Origin of the sequence: Paradesertivirga mongoliensis (assembly GCF_024436395.1) — a bacterium.
GTDB classification, from domain to species: domain Bacteria; phylum Bacteroidota; class Bacteroidia; order Sphingobacteriales; family Sphingobacteriaceae; genus Paradesertivirga; species Paradesertivirga mongoliensis.
The window spans coordinates 887,895-904,763 of the sequence record NZ_JAFMZO010000003.1; the positions used below are offsets into that span (position 1 = coordinate 887,895).

Annotated in this window: 11 protein-coding genes; 3 read left to right on the plus strand and 8 right to left on the minus strand. The window is 44.9% G+C overall.

The genetic code is table 11. From position 1 onward, the window contains the following. Positions 1 to 12 precede the first annotated feature (12 nt). From J3P43_RS14980 to J3P43_RS15000, 5 genes are all read right to left on the minus strand, one after another. Entirely contained in the window at positions 13 to 1,020 is a 1,008-nt protein-coding gene (locus J3P43_RS14980; protein WP_255903836.1) for a glycoside hydrolase family protein, read from the minus strand. 59 nt (positions 1,021 to 1,079) lie between these two features. Then, positions 1,080 to 2,624, minus strand: coding sequence for a DUF4955 domain-containing protein (locus J3P43_RS14985; protein ID WP_255903838.1), 1,545 nt, complete (start codon positions 2,622 to 2,624; stop codon positions 1,080 to 1,082). A 15-nt stretch (positions 2,625 to 2,639) separates the two neighbouring features. Beyond that, complete coding sequence (locus tag J3P43_RS14990; protein WP_255903840.1) at positions 2,640 to 4,235, minus strand: glycoside hydrolase family 28 protein; 1,596 nt, start codon at positions 4,233 to 4,235, stop codon at positions 2,640 to 2,642. A 30-nt stretch (positions 4,236 to 4,265) separates the two neighbouring features. Next, positions 4,266 to 5,690: an alpha-L-fucosidase gene (locus tag J3P43_RS14995; protein ID WP_255903842.1), complete on the minus strand. Its 1,425-nt coding sequence runs from the start codon at positions 5,688 to 5,690 to the stop codon at positions 4,266 to 4,268. Positions 5,691 to 5,862: 172 nt separating this feature from the next. Continuing rightward, entirely contained in the window at positions 5,863 to 7,416 is a 1,554-nt protein-coding gene (locus J3P43_RS15000; RefSeq protein WP_255903844.1) for a putative Ig domain-containing protein, read from the minus strand. A gap of 404 nt (positions 7,417 to 7,820) precedes the next feature. On the opposite strand from J3P43_RS15000, the gene J3P43_RS15005 reads away from it, so the two are divergent. The 3 genes from J3P43_RS15005 (at position 7,821) to J3P43_RS15015 (ending at position 12,338) form a co-directional block, all read left to right on the plus strand. After that, the gene (locus J3P43_RS15005; RefSeq protein ID WP_255903846.1) at positions 7,821 to 9,197 is read left to right on the plus strand and encodes an RICIN domain-containing protein; all 1,377 of its coding nucleotides are present in this window, start codon (positions 7,821 to 7,823) and stop codon (positions 9,195 to 9,197) included. A gap of 21 nt (positions 9,198 to 9,218) precedes the next feature. Next, positions 9,219 to 10,484 (plus strand): RICIN domain-containing protein, encoded by a 1,266-nt coding sequence (locus J3P43_RS15010; protein ID WP_255903848.1) that lies wholly within the window; start codon positions 9,219 to 9,221, stop codon positions 10,482 to 10,484. Positions 10,485 to 10,586: 102 nt separating this feature from the next. Continuing rightward, positions 10,587 to 12,338 (plus strand): polysaccharide lyase 6 family protein, encoded by a 1,752-nt coding sequence (locus J3P43_RS15015; protein ID WP_255903850.1) that lies wholly within the window; start codon positions 10,587 to 10,589, stop codon positions 12,336 to 12,338. A gap of 101 nt (positions 12,339 to 12,439) precedes the next feature. Here J3P43_RS15015 and J3P43_RS15020 read toward each other — a convergent pair whose 3' ends face one another. The 3 genes from J3P43_RS15020 to J3P43_RS15030 are packed head-to-tail and all read right to left on the minus strand — an operon-like array spanning position 12,440 to position 16,869. Further along, on the minus strand, positions 12,440 to 13,651 hold the full coding sequence (locus J3P43_RS15020; protein WP_255903852.1) for a DUF4998 domain-containing protein: 1,212 nt from the start codon (positions 13,649 to 13,651) through the stop codon (positions 12,440 to 12,442). Positions 13,652 to 13,659: 8 nt separating this feature from the next. Next, complete coding sequence (locus J3P43_RS15025) at positions 13,660 to 14,922, minus strand: DUF5000 domain-containing lipoprotein (RefSeq protein WP_255903854.1); 1,263 nt, start codon at positions 14,920 to 14,922, stop codon at positions 13,660 to 13,662. Between the two features lie 18 nt (positions 14,923 to 14,940). Further along, positions 14,941 to 16,869 (minus strand): RagB/SusD family nutrient uptake outer membrane protein, encoded by a 1,929-nt coding sequence (locus tag J3P43_RS15030; RefSeq protein ID WP_255903856.1) that lies wholly within the window; start codon positions 16,867 to 16,869, stop codon positions 14,941 to 14,943.

A 16,869-nucleotide genomic window follows, 5' to 3' on the forward strand; every position in this document is an offset into this window, starting at 1 on the left:
GCGGTAAAAGCATCACAAAAATTTAGGGCTGGGTGCGTTAAAATAAAATTTCGGCACTTTGTATTTGTTCACAGGGTTTACCTCAATCCACGACTGTTCTTTCCCCTCGGCATCCTGCGTTAAGCAAGAAGTAAAAAAAGCCGTTACTCTACCCCTTTTATCCGTGAAAACGAAAGGCCGCTCACGCCGTCTGAAAGTGCGACTGGTGCCATCGTCGTATTCCACCGTTTTGGTATAAACCGATTCTTTAGAAACCAAATGATAATTTATTCCATCGCTCGAATAATATTGTGCGCCGTTTTTATTGATGCCCGTTGCATCTCCCGTAAAATCACTCAAAATCACGTTGTACTGCTTTTTAGACCACCAGATAGTGGGGTCTTCGAGCTGATTCTGACCGGGCAGCAAATTATTCCCGTTGTTAAGAAGCGTATACTTTTGATTAAAGGCGGGTGCTGTATAAGCCTGGGCAATGCGGATATTGCTCACTGACTTCCTCCCGAAAACGTATACACTGCCATTCTTTTTTATTAAAGGAGCGGGATTAGAAAACGGCATAGGCAATGTATCAACCCGTTTCCAGGGACCAGTTATCGAAGAACTATAAGCGTATCCCGTTTCATTGGCGGAAGAAATATAATACAGCACAAACGTTTTACCCGACTTTACAATTTTGGGATTGTGCGCCCGGTCGTTATCCCAAAAGCCTTCTCTTTTTTGAAGTACTACTTCACGAAAATTGTAAGGCCCATATAGATTATCAGACTCTGCTCTTACTATCTCTGAATATTTCGTCCAGCCTCCCAGCCCGTATTGCTCTGGCCAGCGCGAAGCAAACATGTGATACATCTTTCCAACCTTTATTACTGTAGGGCACCAGAGGATGTAACCAGCCATTTTAAAGCCGCCATTTTTCACAGCGGGTTTTATCGCATCCCTGAGAGTTTGAGAATACCCCGATAGAGGCAAGCATAAAACTGCCATTGCGACAAAGAAAGAGATGCGTAGTTGTTGAACCATTCCGAACAGTTAAATTTTCTAAAGCGCAGTATAAATTAGTCAAAGCATTGGCTGCGATTCTATCTGGATGCCGCAGCGATATTTTTTCCTGTTAACCTAAACTGTAATTGTGCCTCAAATAAAGATTTAGGGAATACTGTTTCATTAAACATGATGTTCATGCCAGTGTTGTCGAACGTAACTTTAGTATCCGCCTGGAAACCTACCAGGATCGGACTGGCCATAGTATAATTCCTGCGGCGCTCCATATCCCAGAAATTATAGTGGAAGTCTCTGGATGAACTGTGTCGGAAGTTCCAGAATACCATTTGATGCCCATGATGCGGATGGCCAGCTTCCGGGCCGCCCAGATTACTAAAAATGCCGCCATGGATATCATCAAAAAGCGTTGCATAAGGCTGCCCTCCATGACTGTCGAAATGCTGATCTTTGCCCAGGGTACTTTGAGTGACCACCGTACCGGCGGCACTGTATCCTGTTCCCGCGCCATGGTGCTGAGACCCATTAAAACTGCATTTCTTAACCAGCACACCATAGCCGGTACGGGCATGAAATGAAGTGTGTCCTTTCTTGCCATTAAAGGTTACATTTTCGATGGTGATACCATACCCTGCTCTACAGAAGATACCATCGTTCCAGTCAGAAAAAACACAGTTTCTTACCCAGGAATTTTTGGCGTATTCCATACCGATCGCCATATAGGCGTTATCGTGAATAGCGTTTTTATGATGTACAAACTCTTCGGGATAATTTTTCCAGTTACTGCTAAACAAGATATCTTCCACACCGCATTCTTCGATAGCGTTGAAGGTATAAAGCTCAAAAGGTGCCGAGTTGACCAGCCTCACATCAATGTGAAGAGGGTTTTTAAACTTTATTTTATTGCCATTTATACTTTCGATGGTGTGAATCTCCGCAATTTGCATTCCTCCATTCGGGCCGAAAAGCCGCGTCCATTGCGATTTAAGTTGGAGCGGGGCAAAGTACAGTCGTGTAAACTCTTCGCTGCGATGACGAAGTACTACATCCTGGCCAACACGTAGCCGGGAAGCATCCGCCACCTCGACCACGAAACTTTCGCGAGCGGCATCTTTGGTAAGGATTGTGAGCTTCTCTGATTTATTCTCTTCCGCTTTGAACAAAATAGAGCGGTTATTAACCCACATATTCGCTTGGTATATTTCGGTTCCCCCGGCGCCAGATCCTGCGCCTTTCAGCACAATGTTGCTTTTTGTTACGCGAATCTGCTTTCTATTATTTGTGTCGGCTGAAAGCAGAAACTTCCCAGCCGGAAAAAACACTATCCCTCCACCGGGGTTCTGTTCCGCAGCAGCTATAGCTGCCTGAATTCCTGCTTCGTCGGATCTATGGTCGTTAGGAAGTGCTCCAAAATCGGTTACCTTAAAGTGTTTTCTCTTCGATAAGTCTGGTATAGCCTCTTCAGAAAAGTGATAACCCGCATATGAAAAATCGGGCAAAATTGGTGTTTTACCGTTCTTTTTTGAGTCCACAAAATCTTGCCAGATGGGTAACACCTTTTGTGCGTTTACTGTCAGACTACTTACAGCAATCAAAGTAAATAGCACTATGCTTTTTCTCGTCATTTTTTAACCGTTTCTTTAATTTTTTACAGACGCTGCAGATGTAACCTCCGCTGATTTTACAACCTTCTGCTTAACCGCCGAAATATCATTGTCCGCCAGCTTAATTCCTTTACTGCCTGCACCTTCAATCCGTACAAAAGCCTCAGCGCCACCTTTTATATCGTTGTCTTTGATCACTGCGCCATCCACATTTTCCAAACGAATAATGGCCTCTGCGTTATTCGTTTCCGGGATCTCCCAGCCCTCAACCAGTACGTCCATTCCGTCTTCTATTATCAAAACCGGCCGCACATCATTAGTCGCAAGATTAAATTTAATATTTTTTAGTTTTAAGCCCTTTACATGCCTGGCCCAAACACCATAGGCCGGTACACGAGGTCCAAAAGTCTTAACTTCAGGATACTGATCAATAGCTTCGGGAACAATATGGCGGGCATGTTCTGCGCTACCACCGCCTGCCAGACTTATTTCAATATTCTCTAGCGTAAGATTAGTGATGTTATGACCGGGGACGCCAGTGATTAAAATTCCGGAGGGCGGCATTAGTTGGGCATTTGCAGAAGCCTTCGCCTTTACATTTTTAATCAGCACATTCTCAAAAATTCCGGTTTGCTGCTTTGTATCCTGTCCTTTGCGAAAAACGCTAAGCCTTGAACCGAGACGGAACAGCATTGGCGTTCTTACATCGTCCATCGTAATATCAGAAATCTCAACATTTCGCAAATGAGCCCCATCTACTGTGAGCAATTTTATACCGCCATTTTTAGTATCGTAGATATAGCAGTTAGAAATTTTGATGTTTTCGAAAGGCGCCATCGATTCGGTGCCCATTTTAATACCTGCCTGATTACTTTTAAGGCGCATTCCGGTTACCACAATATCTCTGTTAGCCATTTTACTAGAGGTGGTTTTGAACACCAATGCATCATCCCCACTTACCACGTCACAGTTTTTAATACGCACATCCTGGCAGCCATCTATCCCAATCCCATCATTATGGGCTACACCTACACTCATAATTTTCACATTTTCGATCCGCACTTGCATGCTCTGGAAATAATGCGAGGTCCAGGCGCCAGCATACTTTAAGGTTACATCTTTCACATTGACCCCGGTGCAGCGAACTATCCTCAAAAGAAAGGGCCTTAAACCCCAGCGCTGGCCTTCGGGGCGCGTGTCTGTTTCGATATGTTTTGCTTTTAATGCAGAACCCTGACCATCGATGGTTCCCTCGCCTTCAATACCGATATTCCTGGCATCTACCGCCACCACCAAAGCCCATCCCACATCAATACCTAAACCTTCTGTGAAGGGATCAAGATTACGATAATCCTTCAAATGAATGCTGCCAAGTAAAACAGCGCCCTTCTTAAAATGAAGCGTCACGTTGTCTTTCAAAACAATGGTTCCGGAGAGAAAAGTACCGTCCGGAAAAAACACCTTGCCGCCACCGGCTTTATGACAGGCATCTATTGCGTTTTGAATGGCATGGGTATTTAGCGTAGTTCCATCAGCTATCGCGCCATATTTTGTAATATCAAAATCTGCTGCCCGCGTCAAAGCCGAAAATGCCAGCGTAAGTGTGAGAACTATGAATTTTAGATACGTCATGCTATTTCCTGATCCTTAGTAATTATACGCCTAATCGAGTTCGCCCGTTTTCATTGCAGCACCGCCTTTTGCAGCTGTTGCCGAGAGTCTACCTTTTAGTTTAACTTTAATTACTGATGCTATTCCATCAGGTGCAACCGCCGGCAGTTCAAACAATACTCCCTCCTGGGATACTTGCGATTTTACTTTGGTACTGCCGGATAGTAAACCCGCCGACTTTACCTTGTTAGTCAGACCGGGGACAAATAGCTTCCCATCTTTCGGCCAATTAAACACACTGAGGTATAATATGGTATTTTCTCCCTCAGGCTTCATGGTAATCCGGCCCCAATCCACAGACGCCAGGGGATTAGCTTTGGTAGCATAAATCGCTTCACTGTTCACTTTCATCCATTTGCCCACAGCTTTAAGCCTGTCGATGCTTTGCTGCGGAAAGGTTCCGTCGGGCTTAGGCCCTACATTCAGGAGGTAATTGCCCCCTTTTGATGCAATATCAACCAGATTACGGATAAGCGTTTCTGTAGATTTCCAATTATTGTCGGAGGTTCTGTAACCCCAGGTCCCGTTCATGGTCATGCAGGTTTCCCAGTCGCTGCCATCGCCCTGTGCCGGAATTTTTTGCTCAGGTGTACGTGTATCCCCAGGAAAATTGGGGCGCTTTAAGCGATCATTGGTAATAATGTGCGGCTGAAGCTTTAGTACTTCCTGAAGTTTTAAAGCCGCCTCATCCGTCATATTTGTGGGTGTGTCCCACCATAAAACCGCGATATCCCCATAATTAGTTAAGATCTCACGCACCTGAGGAACCGCAACGCGGTCTATGTATTGTGCAAAAGTTGCCGTTTCCTGAACGGGATCCCAATGTCCGCTATGAGCTTTTGTATAAGCATCAATCTTTGCCGAATCCGGATTTGGCCACCCTTCTGCCATCACTTTTCTGGCAACAGAACCACCAGGATTACCCCAGTCTTGTGCCTGTGAATAATAGAACCCGAGTTTCATACCGTGTTTACGGCAGGCTTCTGCAAGCGGCTTCAATAAATCTTTTTTGTAAGGAGTCGCATCCATTATATCCCAATCGCTCGCCTTTGAATCAAAGAGAGCGAACCCGTCGTGATGTTTAGCTGTAATAACAATGTATTTCATACCCGCATCCTTCGCCATTTTAACCCATTCGTCGGCATTATAATTAACAGGATTAAACTGGCCGGCTATGGCTTTATATTCCGCCACCGGAACCTTCATCCGGTTCATGATCCACTCCGCTCCCCCGCGGGCCTGCTGATGCCCTTTGTATACACCGGCCATTTGAGCGTAGATACCCCAATGGATAAACATTCCGAAGCGAGCCTCGCGCCACCACTTCATTCGCTCATCTTTCGGAGTCTGATTTTGAGCAAAACCAGAACTTTGCATCAACAGCAAGATCGCGATAGCAAGCATTAATTTCTTCATTTTATACGGGTATTTTGGGTTTAAAATTGATAAGCAACTAAGCAATAATTCTGCAGGTATTGGTCAGCCTCATTATCAAAAGATTCAACAATTTTGACATCAAAAGCTTCGCCGAAAAGCTTTACAGGAATAAACAAAATACATTATCTCCATAACTTGTCGCCCGCTTCTTTTATTCATCGGCCTTTCTGAGACTTATCAGAACTACACCATGTTTGTTCACGCTGGCAGGAAAGGAGTTTACAAAAGTTCCAAGATCTTTTTGACGCCACAAATCGCGTACAATGTATTTTCCTACAATGTTTAAGTCGGGCCAGCGCAGGGTGACCGTCGTCGTAGTATCGCCGGTATTAAATAGTCCTGCAGCAATTGAGCCGTTTTCAAGATCCTTCGCCATTATTCCGGTCTCTCCGCGTTTTGATATGGTCGTTGCCTGTAAACCCAGCGGATCTTGATTAACATCCAGAACCTCGTCGTTTGTTAGCAGGCTAATGGTGAATTCATCCAGTTTGGTAAGGTCGTTGCCCAACAAAAGTGGAACAGACATTAAAGCCCATGCGGAAACGTGAGTATATTGTTCATCCGGGGTAAGGCGTGTAGGTTTAGGTGTTTTGCCCCAGCCTACATAGCCCAGTATCATCATATCCGGATCGTTCCAATGGCCGGGGCGCGCATAAGGAGCCCATCGGTCCTGAGTAAACAGGCGCGCACTTAGACTTTCCCAGGTGTCCCTGATATCACCTCCGGTGCGCCAGGCGTTGGAGACGGTCGACAGTTCTTTTATCGATCGGTATGGGGTACTGTTAGAAAGGCTGAAAATGATATCGCGGCCACTTTTCCTTAAAGCATCATACATCAGCTTTGTTTCGGGATATTCGATGGGATTCCAGTCGTATTTCAAATAGTCAAAGCCCCATTTCGACCATTGCTTCGCATCGTTTTCAGCAAAAATATATTTACCGATGGCATACGGTATTTTTTTCTCGCGTCGGGGTACATTTACTTTTACAGGTTCGAAAGTACCTGCTGGATTCATAGCTGAACCGCCGATTCTGTGCGCGTAGGTCTCGATCCACGGCGAAGAATAAATACCGATTTTGAGACCCATGTTATGCACCTCATGCACAAGCCCCGACATATCCGGAAAGCGGCTCGAATCGGGAAGTATAGCATTGAAGTCTCCTCCGCGTTTTCCCTGCCAGGCATCATCGATGTTCATATACGACCAACCGTGATTAATTAATCCGGAATTTACCATGGCTTTCGCATTTGCCATCACCGCCTCCTGAGAAACCCGGTCGCCATAAATATTCCAGCTGTTCCAGCCCATCGGAGGTGTCAGCGCGATTTTCTCTCCTACTACTATCTTAAACTGCCGGCTGGAACTGCCAATATTATTTTTCGCATGGAGATTAATGGTATAAGCCCCTGCCTTCGTAATTGACCCGCTGAGTTTCCCGGTCAAGGCATCGAGAGTTACTCCCGCAGGCAAGTTAGTTGCCGAAAAAGTGATAGGCCGGGTACCTGTGGCTGTTACCGTAAAAACAATAGGGTGCTTAGGCCGTACTCCAAAAACTTTAGGTCCGGTTATTTTTGCAGCCGGCTGAGGCTTAGGCGTTAATATATATTTGCTGAGGGTATCCTGAGCCTTGGTTGCCACAGGATTGAAAACACTCATTAGCGCAACAAAGACAATAGTATAATTAAACAGTTTATCTATTTTCATCTGATATAATTTGGTTTACAATTGGGAGATTTCTGCAAGAATACCGCTGTTGCATACTCTCAATACGAAACATTCCTATTCTCAAATATCTGCTTTAGCATTTGAAGAGATTATTCAGGATTACCTTAATACTATCTTGTACTAACATTCCGAAAATAAAAAGGGCATCCCCACAGCTTATCCAGACGCATTTATATCCAAAAGGAGTTATACTCCTCACTACAAGCTAATTAAAGATAATAAATTGCCAAGAGGCTAACCTATTCCATTTTTAAATCCAACACTTTTGAATAACCAATTATATACATCAGTTGTGATTAGCGTACAATTCCCGCCTCGTTTTAATCGCTAATTGTCTACCGTGTTTATAAGGATTAATTAATTAACCAACAAATCATTAAATCATGAAAAGTTTTAAATTAAAGAATCTTTACTCTGCCGGGATGTGGGCCTTAAGCCTGTTTATTCTCATCGGCTTTATCGTCACGGCCTGCAAACAAACCAACACCACCGACCTGGTTGAAGGCAGCATGAAATCATCCGGAAAGGAAGTTGCATCGGTTTCTGCGGCCTCTGTTCTATCCGCCACTGCCAGCTCGGGCAGCGCCTACAATGTGATTACAGCGGCTGGCTTTGAGCACGAAAATCCTGATTGTGAACATGGCTCGTTTGGAGCACACGTAACACAAGCATCAGACAGCCAGTTGGGAAAAAACGTATTTGTTTTCCATAGCCATATCACAGCCGATAACGACCGGTGCACCAATTTCGACCGGGTGCGCATGGAAATTAAAGGCTGGAACAGCAATACCGAACATACCCAGGGGCAAACAGCACATTACCGCTGGAAATTTAAACTCGACGCCAATTTTGTAGGCGGTAGCTCCTTCACCCACATTTTTCAGATAAAAGCGAAAAGCGGCGATGCCGGAGCGCCCTTGATCACCATTACTCCACGTACAAGCATTTTGGAAGTAATACATGATGGTGGCGATGATGGAACGGGAACCGATTTAGGTCGCTTAACCTCGGTCGATCTTGCCCCTTTCAAAGGCACCTGGGTGGAAGCCTATGTGAAATACACCAGCAGCGATAATGGTTCTTTCGAAATCACGCTTAAAAGAATAAGCGACGGGGCAACTTTACTTAGCTACAGTAAAACCAGTGGTATTGATATGTGGAGGACTGGATCAAGCCAGGTGAACCGCGGTAAATGGGGCGTGTATCGTTCTAAAAACAGCAGCGGCTTACGCGATGAACAAGTGCGTTTTGCCGATTTCTGTGTTACAGAAGGCGGCGTTTCAGAATGCCCGAGCAGCATTGGTTCTGGTGGAGGTGGCGGTTCATTTTCGGGATATTACCGCATTACTCCACGTCATAGTGGAAAAGCACTGGTGGTTCAAAGCGCTTCTACCACCGATGGAGCCAATATAATTCAATATACCTATGGCGGATCAAATACAAACGACGAATGGCAGCTAAGCAGCATTGGAAGCGGCTATTACCGGATTATTAATCGCAATAGCGGAAAAGACATGACGGTACAAAGTGCCTCGACAAGTGACGGAGCAAATATCTTCCAGTATACTTATGGGGGATCGGCGACCAACGATGAGTGGCAGATAGTAGATAACGGGGGAGGATATTACCGGATTATCAATCGTAACAGCGGAAAAGCAGTTGAAGTAGCGGGTAGTTCGACTTCTGATGGAGCCGCAGTAAACCAGCGAACCTGGAACGGTGGCACCAATCAGCAGTTCCAGTTGGTAAGTATTCCATAAGCATCTAAAACATTCAAGAACATGAAATATCTACATTTTAAAATCAGCACAAAAGCTGTCTTTACAGCGTTTGCTTGCATCCTTGTATTGTTGCTTTCGATAGCATGTAAAAAAGGATCACCTAAAAAACAGAACCAGATCATCGCAGAATCAACAGACAAAACTGCGGTTGCCACAACATCATCGGTAATATGGGTGGCTAATCCAGCCGATGGAGCATCTAATACCTTCAAGGCTACTGGAACGGGAAATGTCGAAGCTCCCTCCTCTATAACCTCGGCCAGCGACGCAAGCCGCGGCACCGTATGGCGATTTCACAAACCCTCTGGCAGCAACCGTTGTGAAAACCACGGCATAAAAGTGAACGGCTCCGGATATGTATTTCAGAATAATACGGTTTATTACCTGGGCTGGTACACCAAACTGACAAATACATCGGATAATAACGCCAACTTCCAGTGGAAATCATACGGCTCGCATACACAAAATTTTCCGCTTGTATTAAAAATGATAAGTGGTCAGCTTTCCTGTCAATACACCGCGCCGGGAGGTAGCTCAAGCATCATTTGGGATACTCCATTTAGTGCGAACACATGGTACCATATTGCATTAGCCATACGCACCGATGACAATGCCAGCGAAGGATACGTAGAACTCTGGTTTAACGGTGTAAAACAGACGTTTAATAACGGATCACAGAGGTACTATGGCAGAACCTGGGATACTGGTGATCATAACTGCCCGAAGTGGGGCTGCTATGGCCGAAGCGATCTAGATATATCGAACTATATTGACGATCTAAAGCTCGGAACATCCTATGCAGATGTAGCCATGAGTGGTTCCGGAGGTTCTTTTTCGGGCTATTATCGCATTACACCCCGCCACAGCGGAAAGGCGCTGGTAGTGGAAAGTGCATCTGTTGCTGATGCTGCAAATGTGATTCAATATACCTATGGAGGCTCTAACACCAACGATGAATGGCAGCTCAGCAGCATTGGAAGCGGGTACTATCGGATCATTAATCGCAATAGCGGAAAGGACATGACCGTGCAAAGCGCGTCGACCAGCGATGGCGCCAATATCTTCCAGTATACTTACGGAGGATCGGCAACTAACGATGAGTGGCAGATAGTTGATAACGGCGGCGGCTATTACCGGATTGTAAATCGCAATAGTGGAAAAGTAGTTGAGGTAGCGGGCAGCTCAACGTCTGACGGTGCGAATGTGAATCAACGGACCTGGAGCGGCGGCACTAATCAGCAATTTCAGTTAGTGACTATCCCTTAGGGAATAATAATATTTCATTTACTGAGAGGCGCAGTAAGACTATTAACGCAGTTAGTCCCATGGGCTACTGCGTTTTCTTTTAAAAATTTAAAAATCAAATAAATGAACAGAAAACGGATAACTACAAGGACTCTTCTATTTAGCTTGCCTTGTGTTGTGCTCTTTAGCTTTTGCAAAAAAAGTGCGGCGCCCCCATCAGTTGAAGGCCAGAATTACGCCAATTCAGTAAATATCGGGGTAAGCAATGAAATGCCCTTAATTGGTTCGACCGTTACGCTTTCAGCGGTATATACCGGCAAGATCGACAAGCTGATATGGACGGTTGATAACGCCGTTATAGCTTCCGCCGATCAGGCTTTGAACTATACTTTTAAAGACCTTCAGGAGCATACCTTTAAAATAAGTATCGAAGCGGGCCCTAATAAATTCACCTCAGCGAAAACCATAAAAGCGATGGCCGGCAGCGCCGATAATGAAATAAATAAAAACCTGATCCCGCCCGCAGGTACGCTTAGATATTGCACAACCTGGTTGGAGTTTACAGCCGCCGTCAATTCTTCATTACCAGGCGATGTGATCCAGTTGAAAGATGGTACCTATTCCGGAAATCTTGCCATTTCAAAAAGCGGAACATCCGGGAAGCCAATCACTATTATTCCGCAAAACCGCGGTGGCGTAATCATAGGGGGTAATTCTGAATGGGAAATCAACGGCAAATACATTACAGTTGATGGGTTCTATTTTGCCAGAGGCTCGAGTACACACCCAATTTCCTTTGGCTCAACGTCGGCTTATTCGCGTCTTGTAAACAGCGCCATTGTAGAATGGAATCTAGGTGGAGCTGATACCAGGCTGATCACTATAAAAGGAAATCATAACGAAGTTGGCTATTGTTTCTTGCGAAAAAAGAACACCCCCGGAATGATGCTGGAAGTTGTCAGAGAATCCTCTGCCAGGAACGATCATCTCATTCATCATGTCTATTTTGGATATTTTAAAGATCCCGGATCAGGAAATGGGTTTGAAACTGTACGTATCAGCACAAGCGGGCAATCCTTATCTGGAAGTTATACTACCCTGGAAAACTGTGTTTTTGAACGTTGCGATGGCGAATCCGAAATTCTTTCGAATAAAAGTGGGTTCAACCGATACCGGGGGAACACTTTTTTGAACTCTGATGGAGCTCTCACCTTAAGGCACGGACACGACTGCCTGGTAGAAAACAACTTTTTCATTAATACAAGTCAGGGAAGTAGCAGCCGGTGTAATGGAGTGAGAGTTATAGGCGAAAGACAAATTGTAAGAAATAACTATTTCCTGAATCTTCCCTCCGGCTCACAGGCCATACAGCTGGAATACGGGAATGAGGTTCCTCATGCGCTTACACAATACGATCAGGTGAAGGACGCAGTGATCGAAAACAACACGGTTTACAACTGCGACAAAGGCATTAGAATAGGTGCCAGCCGTAACAGCAGCGATAATCCTCCACGAATATTAGCTCCTAACGGGATATTTAAAAATAATCTGATAGTAAGCGCAAACGGCAGCAACTACTCTTTAGAACTCGAAGATGAAGTGGTAAACAACAACTTATTCACCTATTCCAATAACCTTATTGCAGGAAAAAACAGACTGCGCCCTGTTGCAGCAAATCTTCCGGCGGGTATTCAATACACGCCCACCCTGCAAATGACCGTCGACAACAATGGGCTTTACTGGCCCGCAGATCAACAGGTAACCGCGGGTTCCTCCAATATGGTCAAACCTCTTTATCAGGATGACGTGGTACCCTATTGGATAAAGATTAAAATGACGGAGAAGCATCCCGATTTCAGTGGGATCCCCTGGTAAAATCTCAGAATTCAATGAGATCACTATAAAAAAAGACTACAATATCATCGGCCAAACGCTTTTGATATTGTAGTCTGTCTAAAGGTGCTAGTATCGCTCTTTTAAGGTATTTTAGCGAACTTGTATACTTCGAGCTCGGCGATGTTGATGTTGGTATCGGCGTCTCTTAAACCCACATTGATTTTAATGAACCTCGCTTTAAGCGGGACCAATTTGGTGTCGTCGTTAGGATCTTTTGAATAAAAGATATCTTCCTCCTCGGGTGCACCAAATTTTATGTAGGCTCTTTTCCATTTTGTATTGGTTCCTACCGAAGATTCCTCGGAAGTCAATACCTCATAATAGGTGATTTTATTCGGATCTTTGGAGATATAAAGCTGGGTGGTATTAAATTCCTTTACCGATCCCAAATCCACATAGAACCATACATTTAGATCTCCACGCTCTCCGCTGCCGGGTTGCCACCTCGTTGAACCGGTACGATTGCCGTCGGTTAAAGGAGTTCCGCTTCCACCGCTTGTGGTTATGGGTTTGGCCCGTGCCAGATTTTCATCCGCAGGCGGCGGAGGGATAGGGACGTAGGTTCTTATATCCGTTATCTCGGTATACGCCGTATAAAAGGTGTCGATGGCTCCCGTTTCCGGCAAATAGCCGGTTCTGTATTTCAGGCTCTTAGTTCTATCATAATTCGGCAGAATATTGGTAGCATACCACACCGGTGCAAGAGCCGGGTTCAGCGGGTTGATTTGCTTTTTAATATCCAGGGCTTTAATAGCTCCGGCCCTGTCGGTATAGATCACTTCCACTTTCACAGCTTGCGTTCCCGCTCCGAACCATGACAAAAGTAAATCATTGTTCGGGCGGAAACTGGTAGAATCTAATGGCCTGTTGCTGATAGTCTGTTCGTAGTTTTCTCCATAGGCCGTACCGATAGTTTCCACCATAATTGACCGGTTCCCCGCGTTATCGTAAGTATAGACCTGGAAAGTGTACGCGTTCTCAACCAGGTTTGGGATAATGACTTCGATCTCCTGCTCTCCCGTGGTCCGTTGAATAGGAACCACCATCGAATCTGCCCTGCTATTCCAATAAACCACTGCCTTATTTATTTTAGGGTCAGAAACCAATAGCCATTTCAGCTTAATTCGGTTCTTGCCAGGAAGTGCCTGCAGCGCTTCTGCCTTTCCTGTATAAACTTTTTCGCCATCTTTAATAAAATGCCCATAGTTGTCGTCCATCTTACTACAGGAAGCAACCATCCCGCTTACTGAGATTAGGATAAGGAAGTACCTTATATATCTGATTTTCTTCATTTTTGATCTTATTGAATTTGTCCCCATAACTTCAGTTCGGCCATATGCAGATGCCCGAACGTCCCTTCGATTGAAGCCCAGCTGTCGATATTTTTCCAGGCGATATAACGCACGGCAGTATTATGATCAGCAAACTCAAACTCATGGCCTGCCAGAGCAATTTCCCTGTCATCGTTGCTCAGGATTCCTACTGGTAAACCCGAAGGCTTTTGGAGCACACGGGCATCTAACTTCACCCAGCTATTTGGATCACTTAGATTGTTTGTACCCCATATCTCCCATTGATGTGGATTTCCATGGCTGTAGAAATAATCCTGACCATTTGTGTGCAAGCGCTGCCACCATTTATATCTGCTTAATTTAGCTGTAACGCCCAGATCCATAGTTATCCAGATGGGCTGTGCAAAGCGCTCTTTGGTGTGAAGCCCATCGCTATGACCGTAAACGTCGTTAAACAGCTTGGGTAATTCCCACGAGGAACTGTATACTTCAGCGTGTTTAACTTCAGAACCATCCAGCGGCAAAGGCGCGACCTGGGGAACCGGGTGTCCGCTTTTTACATGCTTGATTTTGCTTCCGTCGATTTGCTGTTCAAAAATCGGAGTCATCTCCCTGATCAGGGTGTCGGTAACATTGTCGAACCTATCTTTGATAAAAAATCCAAATTTTTGCTTTTTAGCTTCAAGGCCCCTTACCGAAAACTTTCCATCCACAAGGCCGCTGTAATGCATATCGATTTGATCCCATTCTTTAGCCAGGGAATCATAGCGAAGCACGCCAATCCGGATGTTGCTATTCACATTTAAGCTATTGGCTGCTGGATTGTTGAACTTTACGAGAAATCCCCCGAACGACTCGCTGATATCAAGCGTATTAAAAACATCATACACCGGCGCAGGAAGAGGCTTTACTTTAACCGTGACTGGCTCAGATAACTTTTCAGATCGGCTTACAGCATACAGTGTTACGTCATGCACAAGTGTATCGGCGAAACCTTCTACCACAACGAAACTCTTATAATAAGATGCCTTAGCCTCTTGCTTGACGCCCGGCTTAATTTCAAAAACCGCCTTTACATACAATAAATTTGACGAATTAGGCAGGGTATAGGATATTCTTGCCGAACCCTGCCCCGGTTCAACAACAACGTCCGAAACCTTCCCTGGTGGCGTGCTATCTTCATCGATAGGATTTAAGGAATCGTTTTGACATGCATACGAGAGTATGGCAAACAAGACGAAAAGTGAAATTTTGAATTTAAATGTTTTCATTCTTTTATGATTATATGTTTACCATCCGGGATTTTGAACCAGATTCTTATTGATTTGCATTTCAGTTAATCTGATTGGAGTCAGATAATCTTTAGTCGTGAAGCGCTGATTCCAGAGAAGCACCTCCCTGTAGAAAGACACGGCATCCGACTGAGAGATATCCCAGGCCTTTATCGGCTTATTAAGTTCAATGTGCGCAGTCTTCCATCTTCTCAAATCCCAGTATCTATGTCCTTCAAAAGCTAATTCCAGTGCCCGCTCTCGCTGAATAATTTCGCGCAAACCTGCTTTAGTTTTATACTTATCTGGATTTGTAGAATAATTAGTCCAGGCCTCCTCGACCGATGGTAACCCAGCCCTCTCTCTCACTTTATTTATTCCCTGGGTGGTCTCGGCAGAGTATCCCTGCGCTTCATTAAGAGCTTCTGAGTATAGAAGATATAAATCCGCCATTCTGAACTCGGGCCATGGATACTGCTCCTGGTTGGCGCCGGTTACATTTCCGTCGCTGGCCGCAACAGTCTCGATATTTACCAGCTTTTTAATAGTATAACTGGTGATAGAGTAATTACTAATCCCCTGACGGGCAGCAATCTCTCCTTTTCTGCCCCTAACACCAAACAGGCTCTTTATATCGTAATTGTTTACCCAGTTGCCAAACCAGACCCCACGGTCAAAACCGATATAAGCATAGAACCGTTCCTCGCGACCGAAGTGCATCTTAACAGTAGTTTCCGTTTCCAAAATGTGGTACTTATCCTCCTCACCTGCCGTTTGAAGGTTAAATCGTTGTGCATATGGATAGGTTTTATCCTCATCAATCGGTACTCCATTTGCCGAGTAGAACATCTCCACAAACTTTAAAGTGGGTGCTAAAATCCCTTTCGGACCGCTTCCGCTAACACCTGCAGTTATTAATGGCATTGACCAGCGCTGGATATCGGTAGCTCTGCTGAGAGTATTGGCCCAAATCACCTCGATGTTGTTTGCTTTATCTGTAAGCGCCGTGCGAAGGTCTAACTGGGTTTTAATAGAATCGTTATCCCCAATTTTATATCCACTATTGCCCTGGAAATGATGCAATCCATAGCCAACTTTTTCGCAAAGGTCGATTGCTTTTTTACAGGCAACAACTGCACTGTCCCATTTCACAGGATCGTAGGTACTGCTAATCAACTGCATCCCACGCTTGTCTTTAAAAGAGGCATAATCGGGATTACCGTTAAATAGCGGGCTTGCGGCAGTCACCAAAACCTTTGCCTTAAGGGCTAAAACTATAGTTCTCGTTATCCTTCCAAGCTCAGAGGTTTCTGTTCCCTGTAAGCGGTCGGGCAGATCCGAAATGGCCGCGGATTCGTCTAATAGTTGCACTATGTACTTTACAACCTCATCTACAGGCTCTCTGAAAACATGCACCTCATCCGTTGAACTTCCCAGAGGAAGATTCTCGCGAACAATAGGGATGGGGCCATAACTCCTTAACAGGATAAAATGATAGTAGGCTTTAAGAAATTTAACCTCTGCAATCCATCGCTGCCGCTCATATTCTTCCAGATCAGACACTTTTGCGATATTTTCTAAAAAGATATTGCAGTCTCTTATTCCCTGAAAAAGCGGCCGACCTTGCCTTGTGCCTTCCCAATAGTTGGCAAAGGGATCGGAAACATTCTGCAATCCGCGTGCTATACTAACAATGTCGCCGTTCACATCAGCCAAAGGGACTGGATGCCATACCTCGTCTGCGGCATTGAATGCAGCATTAGTATTAAAATGGCCGTTCCTCGGCATATAAGAATAGCAAGTGGCCAGAAACCTTTGGGCCGACGAGCGCAGAGTGAAGGCATAGTCGATGGTGGGAACGTTATCAGGAACTACGTCCAAATATTTCTGACATGAGCTTGCAACACCCAGAAACGCAATAATTATGATTACTTTATACTTTTTCAT